Origin of the sequence: Pseudomonas syringae, from assembly GCF_000737245.1 — a bacterium.
In the GTDB taxonomy this organism is placed as follows: domain Bacteria; phylum Pseudomonadota; class Gammaproteobacteria; order Pseudomonadales; family Pseudomonadaceae; genus Aquipseudomonas; species Aquipseudomonas syringae_J.
Genome location: NZ_JPQU01000023.1, coordinates 39470 through 58413, shown reverse-complemented (window position 1 = coordinate 58413; position 18944 = coordinate 39470). Strand labels below are relative to the sequence as shown.

General features: G+C 56.9%; 20 protein-coding genes and 2 tRNA genes. 6 read left to right on the top strand and 16 right to left on the bottom strand.

Features of this window, described 5'->3' with window-relative positions:
• The first annotated feature begins 40 nt into the window (after positions 1-40).
• Positions 41-898: an SDR family oxidoreductase gene (locus tag IV01_RS18445; protein WP_032627109.1), complete on the top strand. Its 858-nt coding sequence runs from the start codon at positions 41-43 to the stop codon at positions 896-898.
• Between the two features lie 71 nt (positions 899-969).
• Here IV01_RS18445 and IV01_RS18450 read toward each other — a convergent pair whose 3' ends face one another.
• The 3 genes from IV01_RS18450 to IV01_RS18460 all read right to left on the bottom strand — a co-directional run bounded on the left by IV01_RS18450 (position 970) and on the right by IV01_RS18460 (position 2388).
• On the bottom strand, positions 970-1488 hold the full coding sequence (locus IV01_RS18450; RefSeq protein ID WP_032627108.1) for a DUF4142 domain-containing protein: 519 nt from the start codon (positions 1486-1488) through the stop codon (positions 970-972).
• Between the two features lie 122 nt (positions 1489-1610).
• On the bottom strand, positions 1611-1832 hold the full coding sequence (locus IV01_RS18455) for a PLD nuclease N-terminal domain-containing protein (protein WP_032627107.1): 222 nt from the start codon (positions 1830-1832) through the stop codon (positions 1611-1613).
• Between the two features lie 181 nt (positions 1833-2013).
• Positions 2014-2388: a hypothetical protein gene (locus IV01_RS18460; protein ID WP_032627106.1), complete on the bottom strand. Its 375-nt coding sequence runs from the start codon at positions 2386-2388 to the stop codon at positions 2014-2016.
• 322 nt (positions 2389-2710) lie between these two features.
• Between IV01_RS18460 and IV01_RS18465 the strand changes: the two genes are divergently transcribed.
• Positions 2711-2784 (top strand) — tRNA-Cys (locus IV01_RS18465).
• 198 nt (positions 2785-2982) lie between these two features.
• Here IV01_RS18465 and IV01_RS18470 read toward each other — a convergent pair.
• From IV01_RS18470 to IV01_RS18480, 3 genes are all read right to left on the bottom strand, one after another.
• Positions 2983-3068 (bottom strand) — tRNA-Leu (locus IV01_RS18470).
• A 150-nt stretch (positions 3069-3218) separates the two neighbouring features.
• Positions 3219-5885, bottom strand: coding sequence for an excinuclease ABC subunit UvrA (locus tag IV01_RS18475; protein ID WP_032627105.1), 2667 nt, complete (start codon positions 5883-5885; stop codon positions 3219-3221).
• A 67-nt stretch (positions 5886-5952) separates the two neighbouring features.
• Positions 5953-6135: a hypothetical protein gene (locus IV01_RS18480; protein ID WP_032627104.1), complete on the bottom strand. Its 183-nt coding sequence runs from the start codon at positions 6133-6135 to the stop codon at positions 5953-5955.
• A gap of 256 nt (positions 6136-6391) precedes the next feature.
• Between IV01_RS18480 and IV01_RS18485 the strand changes: the two genes are divergently transcribed.
• Positions 6392-6772, top strand: coding sequence for a helix-turn-helix domain-containing protein (locus IV01_RS18485; protein WP_032627103.1), 381 nt, complete (start codon positions 6392-6394; stop codon positions 6770-6772).
• Between the two features lie 60 nt (positions 6773-6832).
• Here IV01_RS18485 and IV01_RS18490 read toward each other — a convergent pair whose 3' ends face one another.
• The 5 genes from IV01_RS18490 to IV01_RS18510 all read right to left on the bottom strand — a co-directional run bounded on the left by IV01_RS18490 (position 6833) and on the right by IV01_RS18510 (position 11695).
• Entirely contained in the window at positions 6833-7885 is a 1053-nt protein-coding gene (locus IV01_RS18490; protein WP_032627102.1) for a DNA topoisomerase IB, read from the bottom strand.
• 81 nt (positions 7886-7966) lie between these two features.
• On the bottom strand, positions 7967-9055 hold the full coding sequence (gene modC, locus IV01_RS18495) for a molybdenum ABC transporter ATP-binding protein (protein ID WP_032627101.1): 1089 nt from the start codon (positions 9053-9055) through the stop codon (positions 7967-7969).
• Positions 9056-9058: 3 nt separating this feature from the next.
• A complete protein-coding gene (modB, locus tag IV01_RS18500) occupies positions 9059-9745 on the bottom strand; it encodes a molybdate ABC transporter permease subunit (protein WP_195758764.1) in 687 nt (228 codons plus the stop codon).
• A gap of 6 nt (positions 9746-9751) precedes the next feature.
• Complete coding sequence (modA, locus tag IV01_RS18505) at positions 9752-10456, bottom strand: molybdate ABC transporter substrate-binding protein (protein ID WP_154232196.1); 705 nt, start codon at positions 10454-10456, stop codon at positions 9752-9754.
• Positions 10457-10618: 162 nt separating this feature from the next.
• Positions 10619-11695 carry an NAD(P)H-dependent flavin oxidoreductase gene (locus IV01_RS18510; protein ID WP_032627100.1) on the bottom strand — a complete coding sequence of 359 codons (1077 nt, stop codon included), beginning with the start codon at positions 11693-11695 and terminating at the stop codon, positions 10619-10621.
• A 113-nt stretch (positions 11696-11808) separates the two neighbouring features.
• On the opposite strand from IV01_RS18510, the gene IV01_RS18515 reads away from it, so the two are divergent.
• Together IV01_RS18515 and IV01_RS18520 are read left to right on the top strand one after the other, a co-directional pair.
• Positions 11809-12444: a TetR/AcrR family transcriptional regulator gene (locus IV01_RS18515; RefSeq protein WP_050507326.1), complete on the top strand. Its 636-nt coding sequence runs from the start codon at positions 11809-11811 to the stop codon at positions 12442-12444.
• Between the two features lie 46 nt (positions 12445-12490).
• The gene (locus IV01_RS18520; protein WP_032627099.1) at positions 12491-13474 is read left to right on the top strand and encodes an MDR family oxidoreductase; all 984 of its coding nucleotides are present in this window, start codon (positions 12491-12493) and stop codon (positions 13472-13474) included.
• Between the two features lie 104 nt (positions 13475-13578).
• On the opposite strand, the gene ada is transcribed toward IV01_RS18520, so the two are convergent.
• From ada to ftrA, 5 genes are all read right to left on the bottom strand, one after another.
• Entirely contained in the window at positions 13579-14673 is a 1095-nt protein-coding gene (gene ada / locus IV01_RS18525; RefSeq protein WP_032627097.1) for a bifunctional DNA-binding transcriptional regulator/O6-methylguanine-DNA methyltransferase Ada, read from the bottom strand.
• 86 nt (positions 14674-14759) lie between these two features.
• The gene (copD, locus tag IV01_RS18530; protein ID WP_032627095.1) at positions 14760-15629 is read right to left on the bottom strand and encodes a copper homeostasis membrane protein CopD; all 870 of its coding nucleotides are present in this window, start codon (positions 15627-15629) and stop codon (positions 14760-14762) included.
• A 4-nt stretch (positions 15630-15633) separates the two neighbouring features.
• Complete coding sequence (copC, locus tag IV01_RS18535) at positions 15634-16023, bottom strand: copper homeostasis periplasmic binding protein CopC (RefSeq protein ID WP_032627094.1); 390 nt, start codon at positions 16021-16023, stop codon at positions 15634-15636.
• 628 nt (positions 16024-16651) lie between these two features.
• Positions 16652-16912 carry a DUF2790 domain-containing protein gene (locus tag IV01_RS18540; RefSeq protein ID WP_032627093.1) on the bottom strand — a complete coding sequence of 87 codons (261 nt, stop codon included), beginning with the start codon at positions 16910-16912 and terminating at the stop codon, positions 16652-16654.
• A gap of 240 nt (positions 16913-17152) precedes the next feature.
• Positions 17153-18106 carry a transcriptional regulator FtrA gene (ftrA, locus tag IV01_RS18545; RefSeq protein WP_032627091.1) on the bottom strand — a complete coding sequence of 318 codons (954 nt, stop codon included), beginning with the start codon at positions 18104-18106 and terminating at the stop codon, positions 17153-17155.
• 130 nt (positions 18107-18236) lie between these two features.
• On the opposite strand from ftrA, the gene IV01_RS18550 reads away from it, so the two are divergent.
• Positions 18237-18842 carry a DJ-1/PfpI family protein gene (locus IV01_RS18550; RefSeq protein WP_032627089.1) on the top strand — a complete coding sequence of 202 codons (606 nt, stop codon included), beginning with the start codon at positions 18237-18239 and terminating at the stop codon, positions 18840-18842.
• Positions 18843-18944 lie beyond the last annotated feature (102 nt).

The following is an 18944-nucleotide window of genomic DNA, read 5'->3' as shown; positions in this document are numbered from 1 at the left end:
GCGCAGCTTCAACACGCAATCTAAACGAGAGGAAAGCTGAATGGCCCACTATCCAAAACCTCCATTTGAGCCACAACACCAGCCTGTTCCGGGCAGCCAGAGCAAAATGAGTCCTCTGCCTGATTGCGGCGAAACGAGTTACAAAGGCTCAGGCCGCCTCGCCAACAAAATCGCCCTGATAACCGGTGGGGACAGCGGCATAGGTAGAGCTGTGGCCATCGCCTATGCCCGTGAGGGTGCGGACGTCGCCATCTCATACCTTGATGAGCATGATGATGCCAAAGAGACCGCGCGCTGGGTGGAGGAGGCGGGCAGACAGTGCCTTTTATTACCGGGAGATCTGGCGAACAAGGCACAGTGCGAAGCAGTGGTGAACAAAACCGTTGAGCAATTCGGACGCATTGATGTGTTGGTCAATAATGCCGCCTTCCAGATGACCCATGAAACGCTGGAAGAGATTACGGATGAGGAGTGGTTGAAGACCTTTGATATCAACATCACCGCCATGTTTCGCATCTGTAAAGCCGCGCTGCCTTCCATGGCCCCTGGCAGTTCAATCATCAATACCAGCTCAGTCAACTCCGATATGCCCAACGAAAGCCTGCTGGTCTACGCCACCACCAAAGGGGCGATCGCCAATTTCACGGCGGGTCTGGCACAAATGCTCGGAGAGCGTGGCATTCGGGTCAACAGCGTGGCCCCAGGACCTATCTGGACCCCCTTGATCGTCGCGACCATGACGGATGATCAAGTGAAGAACTTTGGTTCACAGACGCCCCTCGGGCGGCCGGGTCAGCCGGTAGAAGTGGCACCGATTTACGTGCTGCTGGCGTCGGATGAAGGAAGTTACATATCCGGAACACGCTACGGCGTTACAGGGGGCAAACCGATCCTTTGATTCGTGCGTCCCATGCCCTGTACAGCGCTTGCACAGGGCATGGGACTTATTGACCGCGGTTTTAACCGGGTTCAATTTTTAGCCGCATTACCACCTGTTGCGGCTGCCAGTTCTTTTGCTTGAACCAGATGCTCTTTGAGCTTGGGCAGCGTTTCGCTGGCAAAGGCTTTAAGTTCGGCATCTTCACCGTTGGCAGCCTGCTCTTCGAACAGCGCGATGGTCGCCTCATGGGCTTTCACCTGATTATTGGCATACGCCCGATCAAACGAACTGGCGTTGCGTAGATCAAGGATCAAGGCTTTTGCCTTATCCATAAGTTGCGCATCGTCGGAAACCTCCAGCTTCTTAGACTGCGCGATAGCTTTGAGCTTTTCATTGGCGGCGGTGTGATCCTTGATCATCATCTGTGCGAAGTCTTTCACTTTTTGAGACTGGCCTTTCTCGTCCGCCAGTTTTCCTGCTTCAACTTCCGCAACACCTTTTGCCGAGGCATCCTCAACGAAGTCATCAGCATCTTGGGCAGCAAGTGCAGCCTGGCTTCCTAATGCAAGTGCCAGGCATATAGCGCTCATTCGAAAGAACTTATCCATTTTTAGCTTCCTTATAGATCGACGGTATGACGTCCTGGTGGACGGTTCAACAATGTCGACTGGGCACCAACGGCAATGTTCCGTATTTTCGCGGTACGGAGTCATGAGCGGTTGGTACAGGTTCAGCCCTTACTGTGTTCGGGTGAAGAGGGTGCTCGGGAAACGCCACGTGGACCGGTGATGCCCCAGATGACCCAGCCCACGACGGGTAGGAGAATGATCAGTAACGCCCAGCCGATCTTGGTGCTGGTGCCTTTGCTGCTGCGGCTTATGCTCACCAGTAACCATATATCGATGAGCAGAGCGATCAGAAGTACACCCACCCAAAACAGTGTAATTTCCATGATTATTGCCTCGATTTTGATCTTTGATAAATCGAATGCGAGTCGTTGACTCGCACCTGTCTATAGGGTGACCCCGGCTAACGATCAGCGGTTTAGTTGCGTGAATCGATATGCGACAAGCGGTTTGAGTTGCCTGCAACAAATGAAGAAAGCCCGATCCAGGACCGGGCTTCGGATTTGATTACTCCAGGTTCGACTTTCTGGTGTTGTGGGCGGCGTAAAGTCGCAAGAATGCTTTTTCGTCAAGGGTAGCCAGAAACTTCCTGCCATCCTTCAACGTGGCCAGAAACGTCACTTCCTTGTATTCATTGCCTAGCACGAACCCGGCAACGGCGCCCAGAGGCCCCATTACCAGGCTGCCAGCGGCCCCCTGGAGTAAAGCGCTGCTGATGTCTCTATTTTCTTCCTTGCCGACAATCTCGATCGACCTGATCATCGATGTACTGATGGTAATACCAGGCCAAGGGTACAAGGCGGACTCGATACTCAGAACTGCGCCGTGATATTCCCCGCTACCCTGTAAAAAGTCGCCGGCCAGGATCTTCATCTTGGCCATGGAAAAGCTCCTTCTACGGTGAATGCCTCCTCGGAATTCCACGCTTCATCCCACCGATCGTCAACCGCCACAAGACCAGCAGGTCGATCAGCGACTGACGGTCGCCGACACCAGGCTGTCTGCATGAAAACGCCCGCTGATGATTTTTTTCATGGCATTCCTTGACACGTCTGCCGAAGCAGTCCAGAATTGCGTCCATTCCTGATTCAGGAACTAGAAAAACCCTTTAGATTTCAACGGGTTGGAAGCAAGTATAGATTAAGCTTCCCACTCTAGAGTTGTACGCATTTAGCAATCGAAGTCTGAGCGCTGAATGTATTGAGGCCGAGTAGCAAAATGGTTATGCCGCGGATTGCAAATCCGCTTACGCCGGTTCGATTCCGACCTCGGCCTCCACTATTAAAAACCCCGAAGATTAATGTCTTCGGGGTTTTTTTTGAGCTAAAAAAAGGCAAGCCTATCCCGCTGGAGAGTCGACGACTCGCTGCAGCCGATCAAGGGCTAAACCGTCGGAGCTCTTGACGTTGCCTGATCAGGTGGAATTAAAACAACAAGGGCCTACGCACCGAAGCACGTAAGCCCTTGTTCTATAAGTGGTGCCCCGAGCCGGGGTCGAACCGGCACGTCCAAAGGACGAGGGATTTTAAGTCCCTTGCGTCTACCAATTTCGCCATCGGGGCGGTAGCGCTGAAGAGCAGGGAATATATACACCCAACCCTCGTGAAGCAAGCCCGCAAGATATTGAAATAAGACAAGATCTTGCCTGAGCTGCCTATCGGGGTTGGGTGCTACGGTTGCGAAAAAGTATTACTGGCTAGTTAAAAACGCTATCAACCGTACAGTGCACGGTTCAAAAACGGTGCGGTGCGGCTTTCGAAGTTTTTTGCCACGTCCGCCGGTGCTCCAGTTGCGACAATGGAGCCACCTTTATCACCTGCGCCCGGTCCGATGTCTATGACCCAGTCACTTTGAGCTACGACGCGCATTTCGTGCTCGACTACCACGACGGTATTGCCTGCATCGACCAGGGTGTTGAGTTGTTTGAGTAAGCGATCGACGTCGGTCGGATGCAGGCCCGTTGTGGGCTCATCCAGTACATACAAGGTGGCGCCTCGCTGAGTTCGCTGTAGTTCGGTGGCCAGCTTGATCCGTTGCGCCTCGCCCCCGGACAACTCGGTAGCGGGCTGGCCCAGGCGAAGGTAGCCCAAGCCGATATCACGCAGTGCGGTCAGGGGCCGCATGACTGCGGTTTCGTCGCTGAACTGCACGATGGCTTGGTCGACGGTGAGTTGCAGAACCTGAGCAATGTTCAGGCCTTGCAAGTGGACGGTCAGGGTCTCCGGGTTGTAGCGAGCACCGTGGCAGGTCGGGCAGGGGGCATAGACGCTGGGCATGAACAGCAATTCGACGCTGACAAAACCCTCCCCTTCGCAGACGGAGCAACGTCCCTTGGCAACATTGAACGAGAATTGCCCGGCGTCGTAACCCCTTTCCCGTGACTCAGCTGTCGCGGCGAACAGTTTACGAACCTGATCGAATAACCCGGTGTAGGTGGCGAGATTGGAACGTGGGGTGCGGCCGATGGGTTTCTGATCGACCTTGACCAGACGCTTGATTGATTGAAGGCCGTCAACAACGCGTCCGCTGCTGAACTGCGGCGCGTCATCTTCGAGGCTGGGCATTTCGGATTCGTTGTTGTCCACGATATGCCCCAGATGGGCACCCACCAATTCCAGCAGCGAATGACTGACCAGACTGGACTTGCCCGAACCGGAAACGCCGGTGACAGAGGTGAAGCATCCCAGGGGAAATGCAGCGCTCAGCTCATGCAGGTTATTACGGGTCACGCCTTCAAGGCGTAACCAGCCCGATGGCTCACGTCGCAGAGTCTGTTGCGACTCATGGCTGGCAAACAAATGGGGCCTGGTCTGAGAGGCTTCGACAGCGGCCAGACCCGCAGGAGGGCCGCTGTAGAGGATGCGCCCACCTTGTTCGCCCGCTGCCGGGCCGACGTCTACCAACCAGTCCGCGCGGCGCATGGTCTCCAGATCATGCTCAACCACGAACAACGAGTTACCAGCGGCTTTGAGGCGCTGCAGTGCGCTGAACAGCGCTTCACCATCTGCCGGGTGCAAGCCTGCGGATGGTTCATCCAGCACGTAAATCACGCCGAACAGTTGAGAGCCCAACTGTGTGGCCAGTCTCAGTCGTTGCAGCTCGCCTGAGGACAGGGTCGGGGTGCTGCGGTCCAGTGCTAGGTAGCCCAGCCCGAGATCCGTAAGAGTGCTGACCCGGCCCAGCAGGTCCTGAGCGATACGTTGCGCCGCAATGCGTTTTTCAATGGACAAGTTGGGTGTCAGGCGCACATCTGGCGCGCTTTCATGGGTTGACTTGCCCTTGACTGCACGTTGCTGGCGAGTTTTCTTCGCCTGCTCCGGGCTGATGGGTTCGCCGTTCTGTTGCTCGCTTTCGATAAAGGTCTGCGCCGCCACTGGGGCAAGGACGGCGGCCAGCTGCAACAGGGACATCTGTGACAATTCGCCGATATCGAAACCGGCAAATTTCACTGACAAGGCCGCCTGGGTGAGGCGCTTGCCCTGACACAGGGAACAAGGGCTGCCGATCATGAATTGCGCCACGCGCTTCTTCATCAGGGCGCTTTGGGAATGGGTGAACGTATGCAGGACGTAGCGACGCGCGCCTGTGAAGGTGCCCTGGTAGCTGGGTTCGAGTTTCTGTTTCAGGGCCTTGCGGGTTTCCTGCGGTGTAAACCCTGCATATACAGGGACGGTGGGTTGCTCGTCAGTAAACAGAATCCAGTCCCGTTGCTTTTTGGGCAGATCCCGCCACGGGATATCCACGTCGTATCCAAGGGTGACCAAGATGTCACGCAGGTTCTGTCCTTGCCAGGCCGTGGGCCAGGAAGCGATAGCACGCTGGCGAATGGTCAGCGAACCATCCGGGACCATCGACTGCTCGGTGACTTCATACACTCTGCCCAAGCCATGACATTGCGGGCAGGCACCTTGAGGGGTATTGGGGGAGAAGTCTTCGGCGTACAGCATTGCCTGGCCTGCGGGGTAACTGCCGGCTCGGGAGTAGAGCATGCGGATCAGGCTCGACAGGGTGGTCACGCTGCCGACCGATGATCGAGCGCTGGGCGTGCCGCGCTGTTGCTGCAACGCCACCGCTGGCGGCAGACCTTCGATGGAATCAACGTCCGGCACGCCGACCTGGTCGATCAGACGCCGGGCATAAGGGGCCACAGACTCAAAGTAGCGTCGCTGGGCCTCGGCATAGAGCGTCGAAAAAGCCAGGGATGATTTGCCGGAGCCTGAGACGCCTGTGAACACCACCAAGGCGTCACGGGGGATGTCGATGTCGATATTTTTAAGATTGTGCTCGCGAGCCCCGCGGACCCGGACAAAACCGGTAAACGCCTGTGCGCATTCGGCCTGCAGGGTTTGCGGGTCGGGATTGTTGCTCTGTGAAGTCATTGTCCAGCCTTGTCGTGGGGGTAGGGCGACACGACAACGCGCACGCCTGTGCTTCGGTTATCGCGGCTCAGCGATTGCCTTGCTTGCCGGGTATCTTTGGCGTATGGCCTTCAACATCCTGACGGTCGCCGGTATGGGTCTCTTCATCTCGGGTTTCGGTGGTGCGTTGTTCATGATCGGCAATGTCTGCCGGACGCGCATCCGGGTCGTTGAGATTGTTGCCTTGAACAGTGTGTTTGTCATTGGGCATGTGCAGGATCTCCAAGGGGTCATCAATACGATTCGATGGAGCCCGGGTTCGTTCCATCGCGTTGGAGCCACGACTCGCTGAACTAAGGGTCTTGGTATACGCACGTAACAGCCAAAGTAGGACATCCTCCATTTGTGTTGTAGGAGTAGTCCTACCGCGTAAATGTTAGTTGTCTAAAAGTTCCCAACGGCGTTTTAATTAACCACGGTTTTTCATCAAGCAGGTTTTGTTCAGATGCAGTGGAGTTGACAGGTCCATGAGTGGAATTGGCACACGATTGAGGCAGGAGCGCAGGCGCCTGGGGTTGTCTCAACGAGAGATGGGGCAGATGGGCGGGGTCGCTGTGAATGCCCAGGGCAAGTATGAAAGTGGCGAGCGAATACCCAAGGCTGACTATCTGGCGGCTCTGGCCTGTGTCGGGGTTGATGTGTTGTACGTGTTGACCAGTCGTCATTCGCCAGCGAGCCCTGCCGATAGCGCCCAGGTGCGAATCGACAGCCCAGGAGAACCTGACGCATTGCTCATCCAGGTCCAGCACGCGGCCAGGCACTTCATGTCAACCATTCAGGAGTTATCGAACTCCTATGTGGTTAATGGCAAGGCCGTGCCAGTAAGATCCAACGAGGGCAATAACTGAGTCGTGGCTTAATTGCAGAGCATTTTTTCGCGGTCAACAAAAACAACGGCACGCTACTGATCAACCCCGCTCAGGACTTTCAGCCGCCGCGTTTCGAGCAAGACTTTGGAGGAAGCTCGCCAGTGCGACTTCTTCAACGCGCAGTCCCTTGCGTTGTCGGGTACGTGGCAGCAGCGCAAGTTCCCCTTGCAGAAAACCCTCCAGCACAGCGGGGTGGATGTAGCACTTGCGGCAGATCGCTGGGGTATTGCCCAGTTGGCGAGCGACAGCCTTGACCATATCGACAATATGCTTTTTAGCGTCGGCTTCCGGCTCCCAATGCAACTTGCGCAATGTGGCGAGCGCCAGTGCGCTGCCAGCCCAGGTTCGGTAGTCTTTGGCGGTGAAGTCAGCGCCGGTCAAGCGCTGCAGGTAGGCGTTAATGTCCGAAGAGCTGACCGTGTGCCGTTCGCCGTTGTCGTCCAGATACTGGAAAAGATTTTGCCCCGGTAGTTCCATGCAGCGTTTGATAACTCGGGCGATGCGCCGATCCGTCACGCTGATCTGGTGCTCCACTCCGCTTTTGCCGCGAAACTGGAAAAGGATCGCATTGCCACGCACTTCGACGTGTTTGTTGCGCAAAGTAGTCAACCCATAAGATCGATTGTCCCGAGCGTATTGGCTATTGCCGATGCGGATCAACGTGGCGTCCAGCAATGAAATAACCGTCGCCATCACCTTGTCACGGCCGATACCCGGCTCCGCGAGTTGGGCCTCCAGCTGCTTGCGGACCTTGGGCAGTGCCAGCCCGAATTCAATCATCCGCGAGTATTTGTTCTCGTCGCGGATCTCCCGCCAGCGCGGGTGGTAGCGGTACTGTTTTCGCCCCCGTGCATCACGCCCGGTGGCCTGCAGATGACCCCGTGGGTCGGGGCAGATCCAGACATCGGTGTAGGCGGGCGGTATGACCAGGGCATTTATGCGTTTTATTTGCGCCTCATCGCGAATGCGTTGGCCATCGACATCAAAATACACAAACTTGCCACGCAGGATTTTCCGGGAAAACCCCGCCTGAGCATCCTCGACATAATGAAGATCAGGCGGTAATTGGGCGATGAGGCTCGAATCAGTCATGGCAGCAATCCACAGGGCAGTTAAGTGGATTGACCGTGCCAACCGGAAGGGGTGCCCAGTATTTTTCGCAACGCCATTGCGTTACGCCAAGACTGCAACCGACTTGATCTGCGCCCAAAGCCGTTGGCCGGGTGACAGCCTCATCTGATCTCGGGAATAGCGCGTAATCCGTGCCAATAAAGGTGTGCCCGCCGCATCGAGTCGCACCATTACGTGGGCGGCGTTGTCCGCCGGCATTTCACTCACGACGATGACTGGCAGTCGATTGAGTATGCTGCTTTGCCCGTCGGGCTGCAGACTCAGGCTGACATCTCGGGCCTGGACTTTGAATCGCAGGGTTCTGCCTAGCTCCATAGGTGTGTGCGCCACCCGGACGTGTAAGTCGCTATCGGGCAATTGCACGCTTAGCAGGTGGTAATCCGCGTCGAAAGCAATGACTCCCCCTTCAATCACCACCCCAGCATCGTCACCCAGGGCGAGTGGCAGGTCGAGTCTGGAAAGGGTTTCGCCGATTGGGCCGCTGGCCAGTGCTTTCCCGTTATCCATCAGCACCAAATGGTCGGCAAGACGTGCCACCTCATCCTGAGAGTGGCTTACATAAAGCATGGGGATTTCCAGCTCGTCATGCAGCCGCTCAAGGTACGGCAGAATCTCACTTTTGCGGCGGGTATCGAGTGCTGCCAGGGGCTCGTCGAGCAACAACAGCCGCGGGCTGGTCAGCAAGGCCCGGGCGATACCGACCCGCTGGCGCTCGCCACCAGACAGCTTGTCCGGGCTTCGTTCCAGCAAATGCTCGATACCGAGAAGCTGTGCCGCATGCCCCAAGTCTAAGTGGCGTTCGCCTTTTGGGATGCGATGCAGGCCGAACTCGAGATTGCCACGTACCGACAGATGCGGAAAAAGGCTCGCTTCCTGGAAGACATAACCCAGCGCCCGTTTGTGGGGGGGCTGGAGCAGGTTCGTGGCACTGTCCTGCCAGACTTCATCATTGATGCGGATATAGCCTTGAGTGGGTTTTTCCAGCCCGGCAATACAACGCAAGCAGGTAGTCTTTCCCGAGCCGGAATGGCCGAAAAGCGCCGTGACGCCGCGCCCTGGCAATGACAGATCCACATCTAAGGTGAATTGCGGGTAGGTCACCAGCAGACGAATTTCCAGTCCCGAATTCATCGGTCAACTCCAGTCAGCTTTGGTCTTGCCGCTGGAATAAAGCGCCAGAAGAACCAGAAAGGAGAATACCAGCATGGCACCCGCCAGCCAGTGGGCCTGCACGTATTCCATTGCCTCGACGTGGTCGAAGATCTGTACCGAGACCACTCGGGTTTTCTCGGGAATATTGCCGCCGATCATCAACACCACACCAAATTCGCCCACGGTATGAGCGAAGCCGAGGATGGCGCCGGTCACAAAACCTGGTTTGGCCAAGGGCAAAACCACGCAGAAGAAGGTTTCCCAAGGATTGGCACGCAAGGTTGCGGCCACCTCAAGTGGGCGAGTGCCAATCGCGGCGAAAGCGTTTTGCAACGGTTGCACCACAAACGGCATCGAATACAGCACAGAGCCAATCACCAGCCCGGCAAAGCTGAAGGTCAGGGTGCCAAGGCCGAGGCTTTGGGTTAATTGGCCAACAGCGCCGTTAGGCCCCAGTAGCAACAAAAGGTAGAAGCCGATGACCGTGGGCGGCAACACTAACGGCAGCGCGACAATCGCGCCCACCGGGCCTTTTAGCCAGGAGCGCGTGCGCACCAGCCACCATGCGATAGGCGTACCGATGATGAGCAGGATCACGGTTGTCAGCAATGCCAGTTTCAGGGTCAGCCAGATCGCCGCGAGATCGGTTCCGTCCAACGGTATTGCCAGGGACATTTACAATTGATACCCGAATGATTTGATCACTGCGGCCGCTTTAGGACCTTTGAGGTATTCCACTAGCGCTTTAGCGGCTGCATTGTCCTTACCTTTGTTGAGAATCACTGCGTCCTGCTTGATCGGGGCATGCAGTTCGGCCGGTACGATCCAGGCGGAGCCGCTGGTGAGTTTTCCATCCTTGTAGATTTGCGACAGGGCTACAAAACCCAGCTCGGCGTTGCCAGTGGAGACGAACTGGTAAGCCTGCGTGATGCTCTGGCCTTCGACGATCTTTGTCTTAGTGGCGTCGATGAGGCCAAGTTTGGCCAATACCTGAGTTGCAGCCAGGCCATAAGGGGCCGTTTTGGGATTGGCGATGGACAGATGCTGGTAGGTGTTGGCCTTGAGCACATCTCCCTTGGCGTCCACGTAACCGTCCTTGGCGGACCACAAAGCCAGGGTGCCGACCGCATAGGTAAACCGTGAGCCTTTGACGATTTCGCCTTCCTGCTCGAGTTTTGCCGGGGTGCTGTCGTCAGCGGAGAGGAAGACTTCGAATGGCGCGCCATTTTTGATCTGGGTGTAGATCTGGCCGGTGGCACCGAATGCCGCAACCAGTTTGTGCCCAGTGTCCTTTTCGAAATCCTTGGCGATGGCTTGAATAGGTGCGGTGAAGTTGGCGGCGACCGCGACCTGGGCCTCATCGGCAAACGCAGGACTCATGGCCAAGACGGCAGCCACACTGGCGATGGATTTCAGAGGCAGAGGTCGAAAGGGCATACGCATTAAAAAGAGTTCCGTTGACAGAAAGGGTAGATGGACCATGTCGGCCAATCGCTATATATCGAAATATATAGCGGGCCATCCACCCAGGGAAGCTAAGTTTCAATACCGCGTGAGTTTTTCCAGAGCCTGGGTAGCGAGTAACCGGGTCAGGGCTTCAGCGCCAAGCTCATGCTTGAGCCCGACCGCCTGGCCTGCCCAGAGGTTCATGAAGTCGCCGCTGCCCAAGGGTTCGGCGATAGCCCGCAGTGGCATCAATGCACCTCCTGCGAGAGGAAAGGACGGCGCGGCATCGCACATCGGCCCCAATTCGGTCATCACCCTGTTGACGATGCCCCGCGCTGGCCGGCCGGTGAAAATATTAGTCAGCGCGGTCTGGCTGTCTTTGGCCGAGCGCAATGCCTGGAAGTGCGGCTTGCTGACCTTGGCTTCAGGGCAGAACAGGTAGGCCGTACCCACTTGAACGGCTGCAGCGCCGAGCATGAACGCAGCGGCAATACCACGCCCATCCGCTATACCGCCTGCCGCGATGACTGGCACCCTGACGGCGTCTACGACCTGAGGCACGAGCGCGAGAGTTCCGACTTGAGTGGTGAGGTCGGTGCTTAAAAACATGCCGCGATGGCCACCTGCTTCATAACCCATGGCGATGATCGCATCGCAACCATTGGCCTCAAGCCAGATCGCCTCGTCAACGGTGGTCGCCGATGAAATCACCTTGGCCCCGGTCGCCTTGACCCGGGCAAGCAATGAAGCCTCCGGTAAACCAAAGTGGAAGCTGACCACTTCCGGCTTCAGCGTCTCCACAAGCTCACAACTCGACGCATCAAACGGGGCGCGGCTGGACACTGGCGTCGGGGCTTCGAAATCGGCACCTAGTTCCTGATAATAAGGCTGCAGCAGGTTTTTCCAGCGCACGTGGCTGTCTGGATCATCCAGCGGCGCTTGATGGCAGAAGAAATTCAAGTTCAACGGCGCGGCGCTGTGCTGTCGAATGGCGGCAACCTCTTCGCGGATCTGCTGTGGGCTGAGCATCGCGCAGGGTAATGAGGCCAAACCGCCTGCTTTAGCCACTGCAATGGCCATGGCGGAGCCGCTGGCACCGGCCATGGGCGCTTGAAGAATCGGCATTTCGATACCGAAAAGGTGCAAGAGACGAGTATCAGGCCACGCGTTCATCGGACTGTTCCAGGCTGAGAAATTGAAGTCCTATTGAGCGGGTGTGTACCGCGTTTGGCAACTGCCGAGTGAGCGGGATTGACATAAAAGACGATCGGTCTAGAATTCGGACCATGACCAGTACACCAATCAAATCTCGACGTCCCGGACGTCCACCCAAGGTAGATCGGGATAATCTCGAAACCCGCGATGCGTTGATCCGCTGTGGAATTGAAGTCCTCACCGAACAGGGCTTCATGGCCACCGGCCTTGATTACATTCTCAAGCGGGTGGATGTGCCGAAAGGCTCGTTCTATCACTACTTCCCCAGCAAAGAAGCTTACGGCCGAGTTGTGCTTGGGCATTACGCCGAGTATTTCTCCCGGCGCCTGGACCGCTGGTTGCTCGATGAGACCCTGAGCCCGCTCGAGCGGCTGGTGGGTTTCGTGCAGAGCGCCAAGAGCTCTATGGCCCGCCATGAATACCGTCGCGGCTGTCTGGTAGGTAATCTCGGCCAGGAGGCTGGCATGCTCCCTGAAGGTTTCAGTCCGGCGCTGGAAACCATATTCCAGGATTGGCAACAACGTCTGAGCCATTGCTTTCAGGCTGCGAAGGCCTGTGGCGAACTGGCAGAGTCCGCCGACTGCGATGAGTTAGCTGCGTTTTTCTGGATCGGTTGGGAGGGTGCCGTGTTGCGCGCCAAGCTGGTTGGGAGCGACGTACCCCTCAATACATTCATCAGCGGGTTTCTGCGCGGCTTGCCGCAATGATGTCCAAGGCTTAATAAAAGACGATCGGTCTAAATTGGAGGCAAGCATGTTCAAAGGCATCTTGATCGAAAAAGACGATAACGGTTACCGCTCCACCCTAGCCGAGCTCAGTGAGGATTCACTGCCAGCGGGCGACGTAAACGTGGATGTATCCCACAGCACGATCAACTACAAGGATGCGCTGGCGATAACCGGCGATGGACCCATTGTGCGCAGTTTTCCGATGGTTCCGGGGGTGGACCTTGCGGGCACCGTCACCGCCAGCAGCGATCCAGATTTCGTGCCTGGTGATGCGGTGGTGCTCAATGGCTGGGGCGTGGGTGAGGGCCACTGGGGCGGACTGGCCGAGAAGGCACGCTTGCAAGGAAAGTGGCTGATACCACTGCCAACAGCATTCACCCCGGCCCAGGCCATGGCGATAGGTACGGCGGGCTACACGGCGATGCTGGCGATCATGGCGCTGGAGAAGAACGGCGTAATGCCAGACAACGGCGATATTCTGGTCACTGGCGCAAATGGCGGGGTGGGCAGTTTCGCGGTGGCGCTACTCGCCCGGCTGGGTTATCGGGTCGTGGCTTCGACCGGCCGGGTCAACGAGACCGAATATCTTCAGGCCCTGGGGGCCGCCGAGATTATTGACCGCGCCACGTTGTCCGCACCCGGCCGGCCTTTGACCAAAGAGCGCTGGGCGGGGGCCATTGACTCGATTGGTAGCCACACATTGGCCAATATCTGCGCGGCAACCCGCTATCGAGGCACCGTTGCCGCCTGCGGACTGGCACAAGGCATGGAGTTTCCGGCTTCGGTTGCGCCGTTCATCTTGCGCGGGATTACCCTCGCGGGTATCGACAGCGTCACCCGCCCTCGGGCTGACCGGATAGCGGCGTGGGCGCGTCTGGCAAGCGATCTTGATGTATCGCTGTTACCCATGATCAGCCGCGAAGTGGGATTGAGCGAAGCAATCGACCTCGCCCCCGAGCTTTTAGCGGGCAAGGTGCGGGGCAGGCTGGTGGTGGATGTAAGGCGGTAGGCCAAGCGGTCTCTGTGTTCTGTAGGAGCGCACTCACAAAGCGAGGGCGCGATAGTGGTCGGTCTGACACACCGCCATCGCGGCCTCGCGGTGCTTGTGCGCTCCTACAAAGGATTGCGTTTTGCCTCGCTCTCGCGCTCCAACAACTTTTGTTTGCGCTCGATCCCCCAGCGATAACCCGATAGATTGCCGTCGCTACGTACTACGCGATGGCAAGGTATCGCGACCGCAAGGCTGTTGGCGCCGCAGGCCTGGGCAACGGCGCGAAAGGATTTGGGGGCACCGATTTTCTGAGCGATTTCTGCGTAACTTGCGGTGCTGCCGGGCGGGATTTCCTGCAGGGCCAGCCACACCCGCTGCTGGAAGGCAGTGCCGCGCATGTCCAATGGCAGGTCCAGGCCTAGCCCCGGCGCTTCGGTGAAGCCGACGACCTTGGCGATCATCTGTTCAAAATCGTGGTCAGCGCCAATCAACAAGGCATTGCGAAACTGGTCCTGAAAATTACGCACCAACACCTCTGGATCGTCGCCCAACAGAATGGCGCACACGCCGCGAGGACTTTGCGCGACGAGGATCGAGCCCAGCGAGCATTCGCCCAGGGCAAAGCGTATTTCTGTATCGCTGCCACCCTTGCGAAACTGCTCTGGCTTCATGCCCAGCAACGCTTGCGCATTCGCATAAAAGCGACTGTTGGAATTGAAGCCCGCGTCATACAGCGCTTCGGTCACTGAGTTGCCCGCCACCAGATGATGACGAACCTTGCTTGCACGCTGTGCATTGGCGTACCCCTTGGGCGTGACCCCGGTGAGCGCTTTGAATACCCGATGAAAGTGATAAGGGCTCAACCCCGCATCGAACGCCAATTGCGAAAGGCTGGGAGAAACCTCGGCCTGCTCGATGCGGCGGCAGGCCTGGGCTACCAGCGCAGCATGTTGCTCGGCGACGTTGCTTTGATCAGCCGCAGCGCGTCTGCTGGGACGATAGCCAGCGGCTTCTGCGGCGGCGGCTGTGTCAAAGAACAGTACATTACCTCGATGAGGTAAGCGCGAGAGGCTGCTGGGTCGACAATAAACCCCGGTAGTACGTACGGCGTAGACGAACTGGCCGTCGGCACTGGCATCTCTGGCCAACACTGCCGCCCAGCGGGCATCCTCTTCAGTCGCAGGTGCCACGGTTCTTGTTGTATTAGCGGTGGTCATGGGCTTAAACCTTTCACTGGCTTGAAGGTTTCAAGTTTATGAATGCGCGAGAGGGGCGGCACTCCGGGTCTTGCGGTCAAACTCGGTCAGCCAGCCTGCAGCGGTGGCAGTGTGCCCAGCAGTGAAACGGCGAGCAGCGCCGCAACGCCGAACAGCGATTCGAAGATGATACTGGTGCGCAGTACACCCGTTGGCAAATCACGACGGTTGAGCATCAAGCGATTGAATAGCGCCAGCGCCAACATACACAAGACCATGCTGGCCTTGATCCCGAGAATCAGACCAAATCCCGACAAAGCAGGCTGCGGCCAAAACGCGCCGCTCATGGCGCGAACGTTGATCAATCCCGTTGCGATGATCAGCGCAACCAGCAAATAGCCCAAACTGCTGAAACGCAGCAGGATGGCCCGCATGTCGGCTGCTACCGCTCCCAGACACCTCAACTGGCTCAACAGCAGGCCCAATCCCCCCAACCATGCGCCGACCGCGCAAAGGTGGATCAGCTGGTTGAGGATCATCAATTGGCCGGATAGCCCGTCGAACATAGCAACATGGCCAATAGGTGCCAGTGTTGCCAGCAGCGAAAAAGCCAGAGCAAGGCGTAGTAGCGGGGAAGGCGTGTCGGCCGCTGCCAAGATGATCAGCAGAAGCAGATTCAAGCCCAAGTGCCAGGCCCATATTTTGCCGAACGAGGTATTGCCAAGCACCAACAGCAGAGTGTCGCGATCAAAACCGTCAGCCCAATTGCCGGCCATGCTGGCGGCCGTCAACAGCAGCCAGCCCACGGCGCTGAGCAAAGCCACGAGGCAAAGCGCAGGCGTCAGTCGAGCCGCGATAAACCGTGGCACGGCGCGCTCAAGGCTCAAACCCGGCAGCATACGCGCAAGGCACAGCCCGAATAGCATCAATACTGTCCAGAAGTGCACCAGCCGGCAAACAATGAGCGCCGTATGCATGCCGTTACGGGCTTACCGAGAAACGGTAGCTGCCTTCGCTTTTGTGGGTGTCGACGGATACGACATGCCATTCCACCTTGTATTCGCCAGGGGCCAGTGGCGCGCCGGGGGTAACGATCAACACTGTCTTGTCGGCCGGATCGGTGGCAATGCCTGGCACGGGCTCAACCAGGTTCTTGCCGCTTGCCGCTACCGAGGTGATGCTGATCTTGGTGAACTTCTCTTCAACGCCTTCGCTGAACTTCAGACGTAATTCCTTGGGGCTGCTGACTGTACTGTCAGCGGCGGGTAACTGGCTGTCCAGGTGGGCATGGGCGAACGCCACGTTAGTCAGCGTCAGCGACGCGAACACAGTAATGGAGGCAACGAACTGTTTGAAACGGAGGGCAGACATCAAAAAATACCTGTTTGCAGGAGCTGAAGTTAAGCTTTTCAAGCCTTTCTGGTGGGGTACTAGACCAGAAATGCTCGAGGGACTCCAGCTTTCAAACCAAGCTTTACGCCGCCTGCACCCTCGCAAGAGCTGCTACAGCCGCCAAAAGCGAATCGCGAGCAAAAAAAAGCCACCGCACATTAAGTGAGGTGACTATAAAGTTTCTAACCAAAGGAATGATGAAGCGGAGCAGGTATTCGATCGCTTGTAGATGCGGAGTCAGCAAGCGACTGAAACATGTTCTTCATCGCCGACAACCCTAACATCTGTTTTCGAATCTGGACTATTACAATAATCGATAGTGACTATTACCGATTCAATATAATTGGTGCTGGCGACAAGTGCTAAAAACTCCCCGCGCTGGCCAGCACTAAAAAGAAGTTTTGAGGCGCCATGTTTGAAAGGACCCTTTAGAGCTCTTGATCAATCCTGTGTGTCAACCATGTTTTAATTCTTTGTGTTTCTGCCGTATGTGTAAGCCCCTCGTTGACATGTGGTCATCTCAGCAGGCTTTGCCATTTCTGATGACCGAGTAGCGGGGGGCATTATCTGGACAGGGCTTAAACTGATGTGACCGGCCACTGCCGCCTCAACCATTCTGGCAACCATCGCCGATGCGAGTGTATTGCAGATTGTGCTCTACGCCTTGGCTGTCGAGGTACAGCATGTGAGCTTTGACAGGACCACAAGCGGTATCGTTTTCAGAACTGATCTGGATAACTTTGGCAATATCCAGATTCTGCGAGTATTTGTAGTCAACGGAAGCAGGAGCCTGATGGGAAAGTTGATCATTCGCCGAAGCAAATACAGAAAACATCGAAAGGGCGGCGAACAGGGCATAGTTTTTCATGGTGAATCTCCAAAAGCGTTGAAACGGCCATTCAGTGCAAAGCTGAAAGTTTGCTTTGCTGTTGGAGTGAATCCTAAGCCTGTCACCACCTCAGCAAAAATGGTGGATGTCGATACCCGCAATCATTAGAACTGATGGGACCCAGACCCTCAGATCCAACTAACCCTGCCTTATTCGAAATGAACGCGATAACCCGGTATTGGGTTTATATCGACAGCGACGCCGGATTCGCTCTGGCGATCAGGCTCTGGTGAATTGCTTGCGATAGCTGCTGGGGCTGATGCCCACCAGGTTGCGGAAGTGCCTGCGCAGCGATTCTTCGGAACCAAAGCCCGCCACTTCAACGACCTCCGTCAGGCGCATGCTGGACGACTCCAGCAGCTCCTTGGCGTAAGCGATGCGTTCGCCCAGCAGCCAGTCATAAGGCGACAATCCAGTACTGTCCATGAAACTGCGGTGCAGTGTGCGGGTGCTGACGGCCGCGTGATCAGCCATCTCCTTGATACTGCGCTGGCGCTTCAGATCGCTGCGAATCCAGTCCATGACTTTGGCAATAGGACCGTCGCTGGAGGACACCAGCTGCCGCGATGCATATTGCGATTGACCACCCTCACGATGGGGCGGGATCACCATGCGTTGGGCAACCATATTCGCCACTCGGGCGCCATGATCGTTGCGCACCAGGTGCAGCATCATGTCCAGGCCTGCGGCAGAACCGGCAGCCGTTACGATCTGGCCCTGATCAACGTACAGCTCATTGGGCTGAATCGTGAGGTGCGGGTACATGCTCGCCAGGAGGTCGGTATAGCGCCAGTGGGTGGTGACGCGCTTACCCTCCAGTAATCCTGCTGCGGCCAGCACAAATGCGCCGGTACAGATAGAGCAGATTCGCGCACCCCGGGCATGGGCGGCCTGCAGCTGCGCGATCAGCCTGGCAGGAACAGGCGCATCGACTCCGCGCCAGCCCGGAACAATGATGGTATCGGCGTTCTCCAGAAACGTGTCGCCCGCGGATGGGACAATGGTGATTCCACCGGCTGCAGTGATCTGGCCTTCATCCACCGAATGAGTCGCGAATTCGTACCAGGTGACGCCCAGCTCCGGCCTTTTGAGCGCAAAGACTTCCACCGTGCAGCCAAATTCAAAGGTGCACAGCTGGTTATAAATAAGCGCAACAACGAGATGATTTTCCATGGCGCGATGTTACCGGATATTGGCGGTAACCACAGTGGTCCGGTCTGCGGGGACTGGGTAACCTGACTGCATAAATCAGGCAGCAGCCTGAAGTTGCGGTAGTTCATGTAAGCGATCCAGGAGTCAGTTCGTGTCAATCAACATTGGTATCTACGTCTACGACGACGTTGAAGTGCTGGACTTCGCTGGCCCCTATGAAGTGTTCACAACCGCCAGCCGCATGCACATGCGCAACAGCCTTGATGACCGGCCACTGTTCAATGTCTTTACCATCGGCCGCACCATGTCTTCGATCAGGGCTCGTGCCGGGCTGAAGGTCGATCCTGATTACTCGATGAGCGATCACCCGGTCATGGATTGCCTGATCGTGCCCGGCGGCGTGGTGACGGCAGAGCTGGAAAAGCCTGATGTCATTCACTGGATCAGCGGTCAGTCCGCGCCAGAGCGAGTGGTTGCGTCAGTGTGTACCGGTGCGTTTTTACTGGCCAAGACCGGTAAGCTGGCTGGCAAGCAAGTGACTACCCACTGGGAAGATCTTGAGGACCTCAAGGCAATGTTTCCCTCCATGGATGTATTGAGCGCGCTGCGCTGGGTCGATGAAGGTTCCTTTGTGACCTCTGCGGGTATTTCTGCGGGCATCGACATGAGCCTGCATCTGGTTGAACGGTTGCACAGCCGCACACTGGCGGATCGAACTGCCCGGCAGCTGGACTTCGACTGGACCGAAAATCACTGATCCAGGCTTTTAACGAATATAGGTGGCCGCACTGCGCATTATGGGACCGGCTTTAGCCGGGAAAGCGGTATTGACGTCAACACATAGCTTGCGGATGTTTTA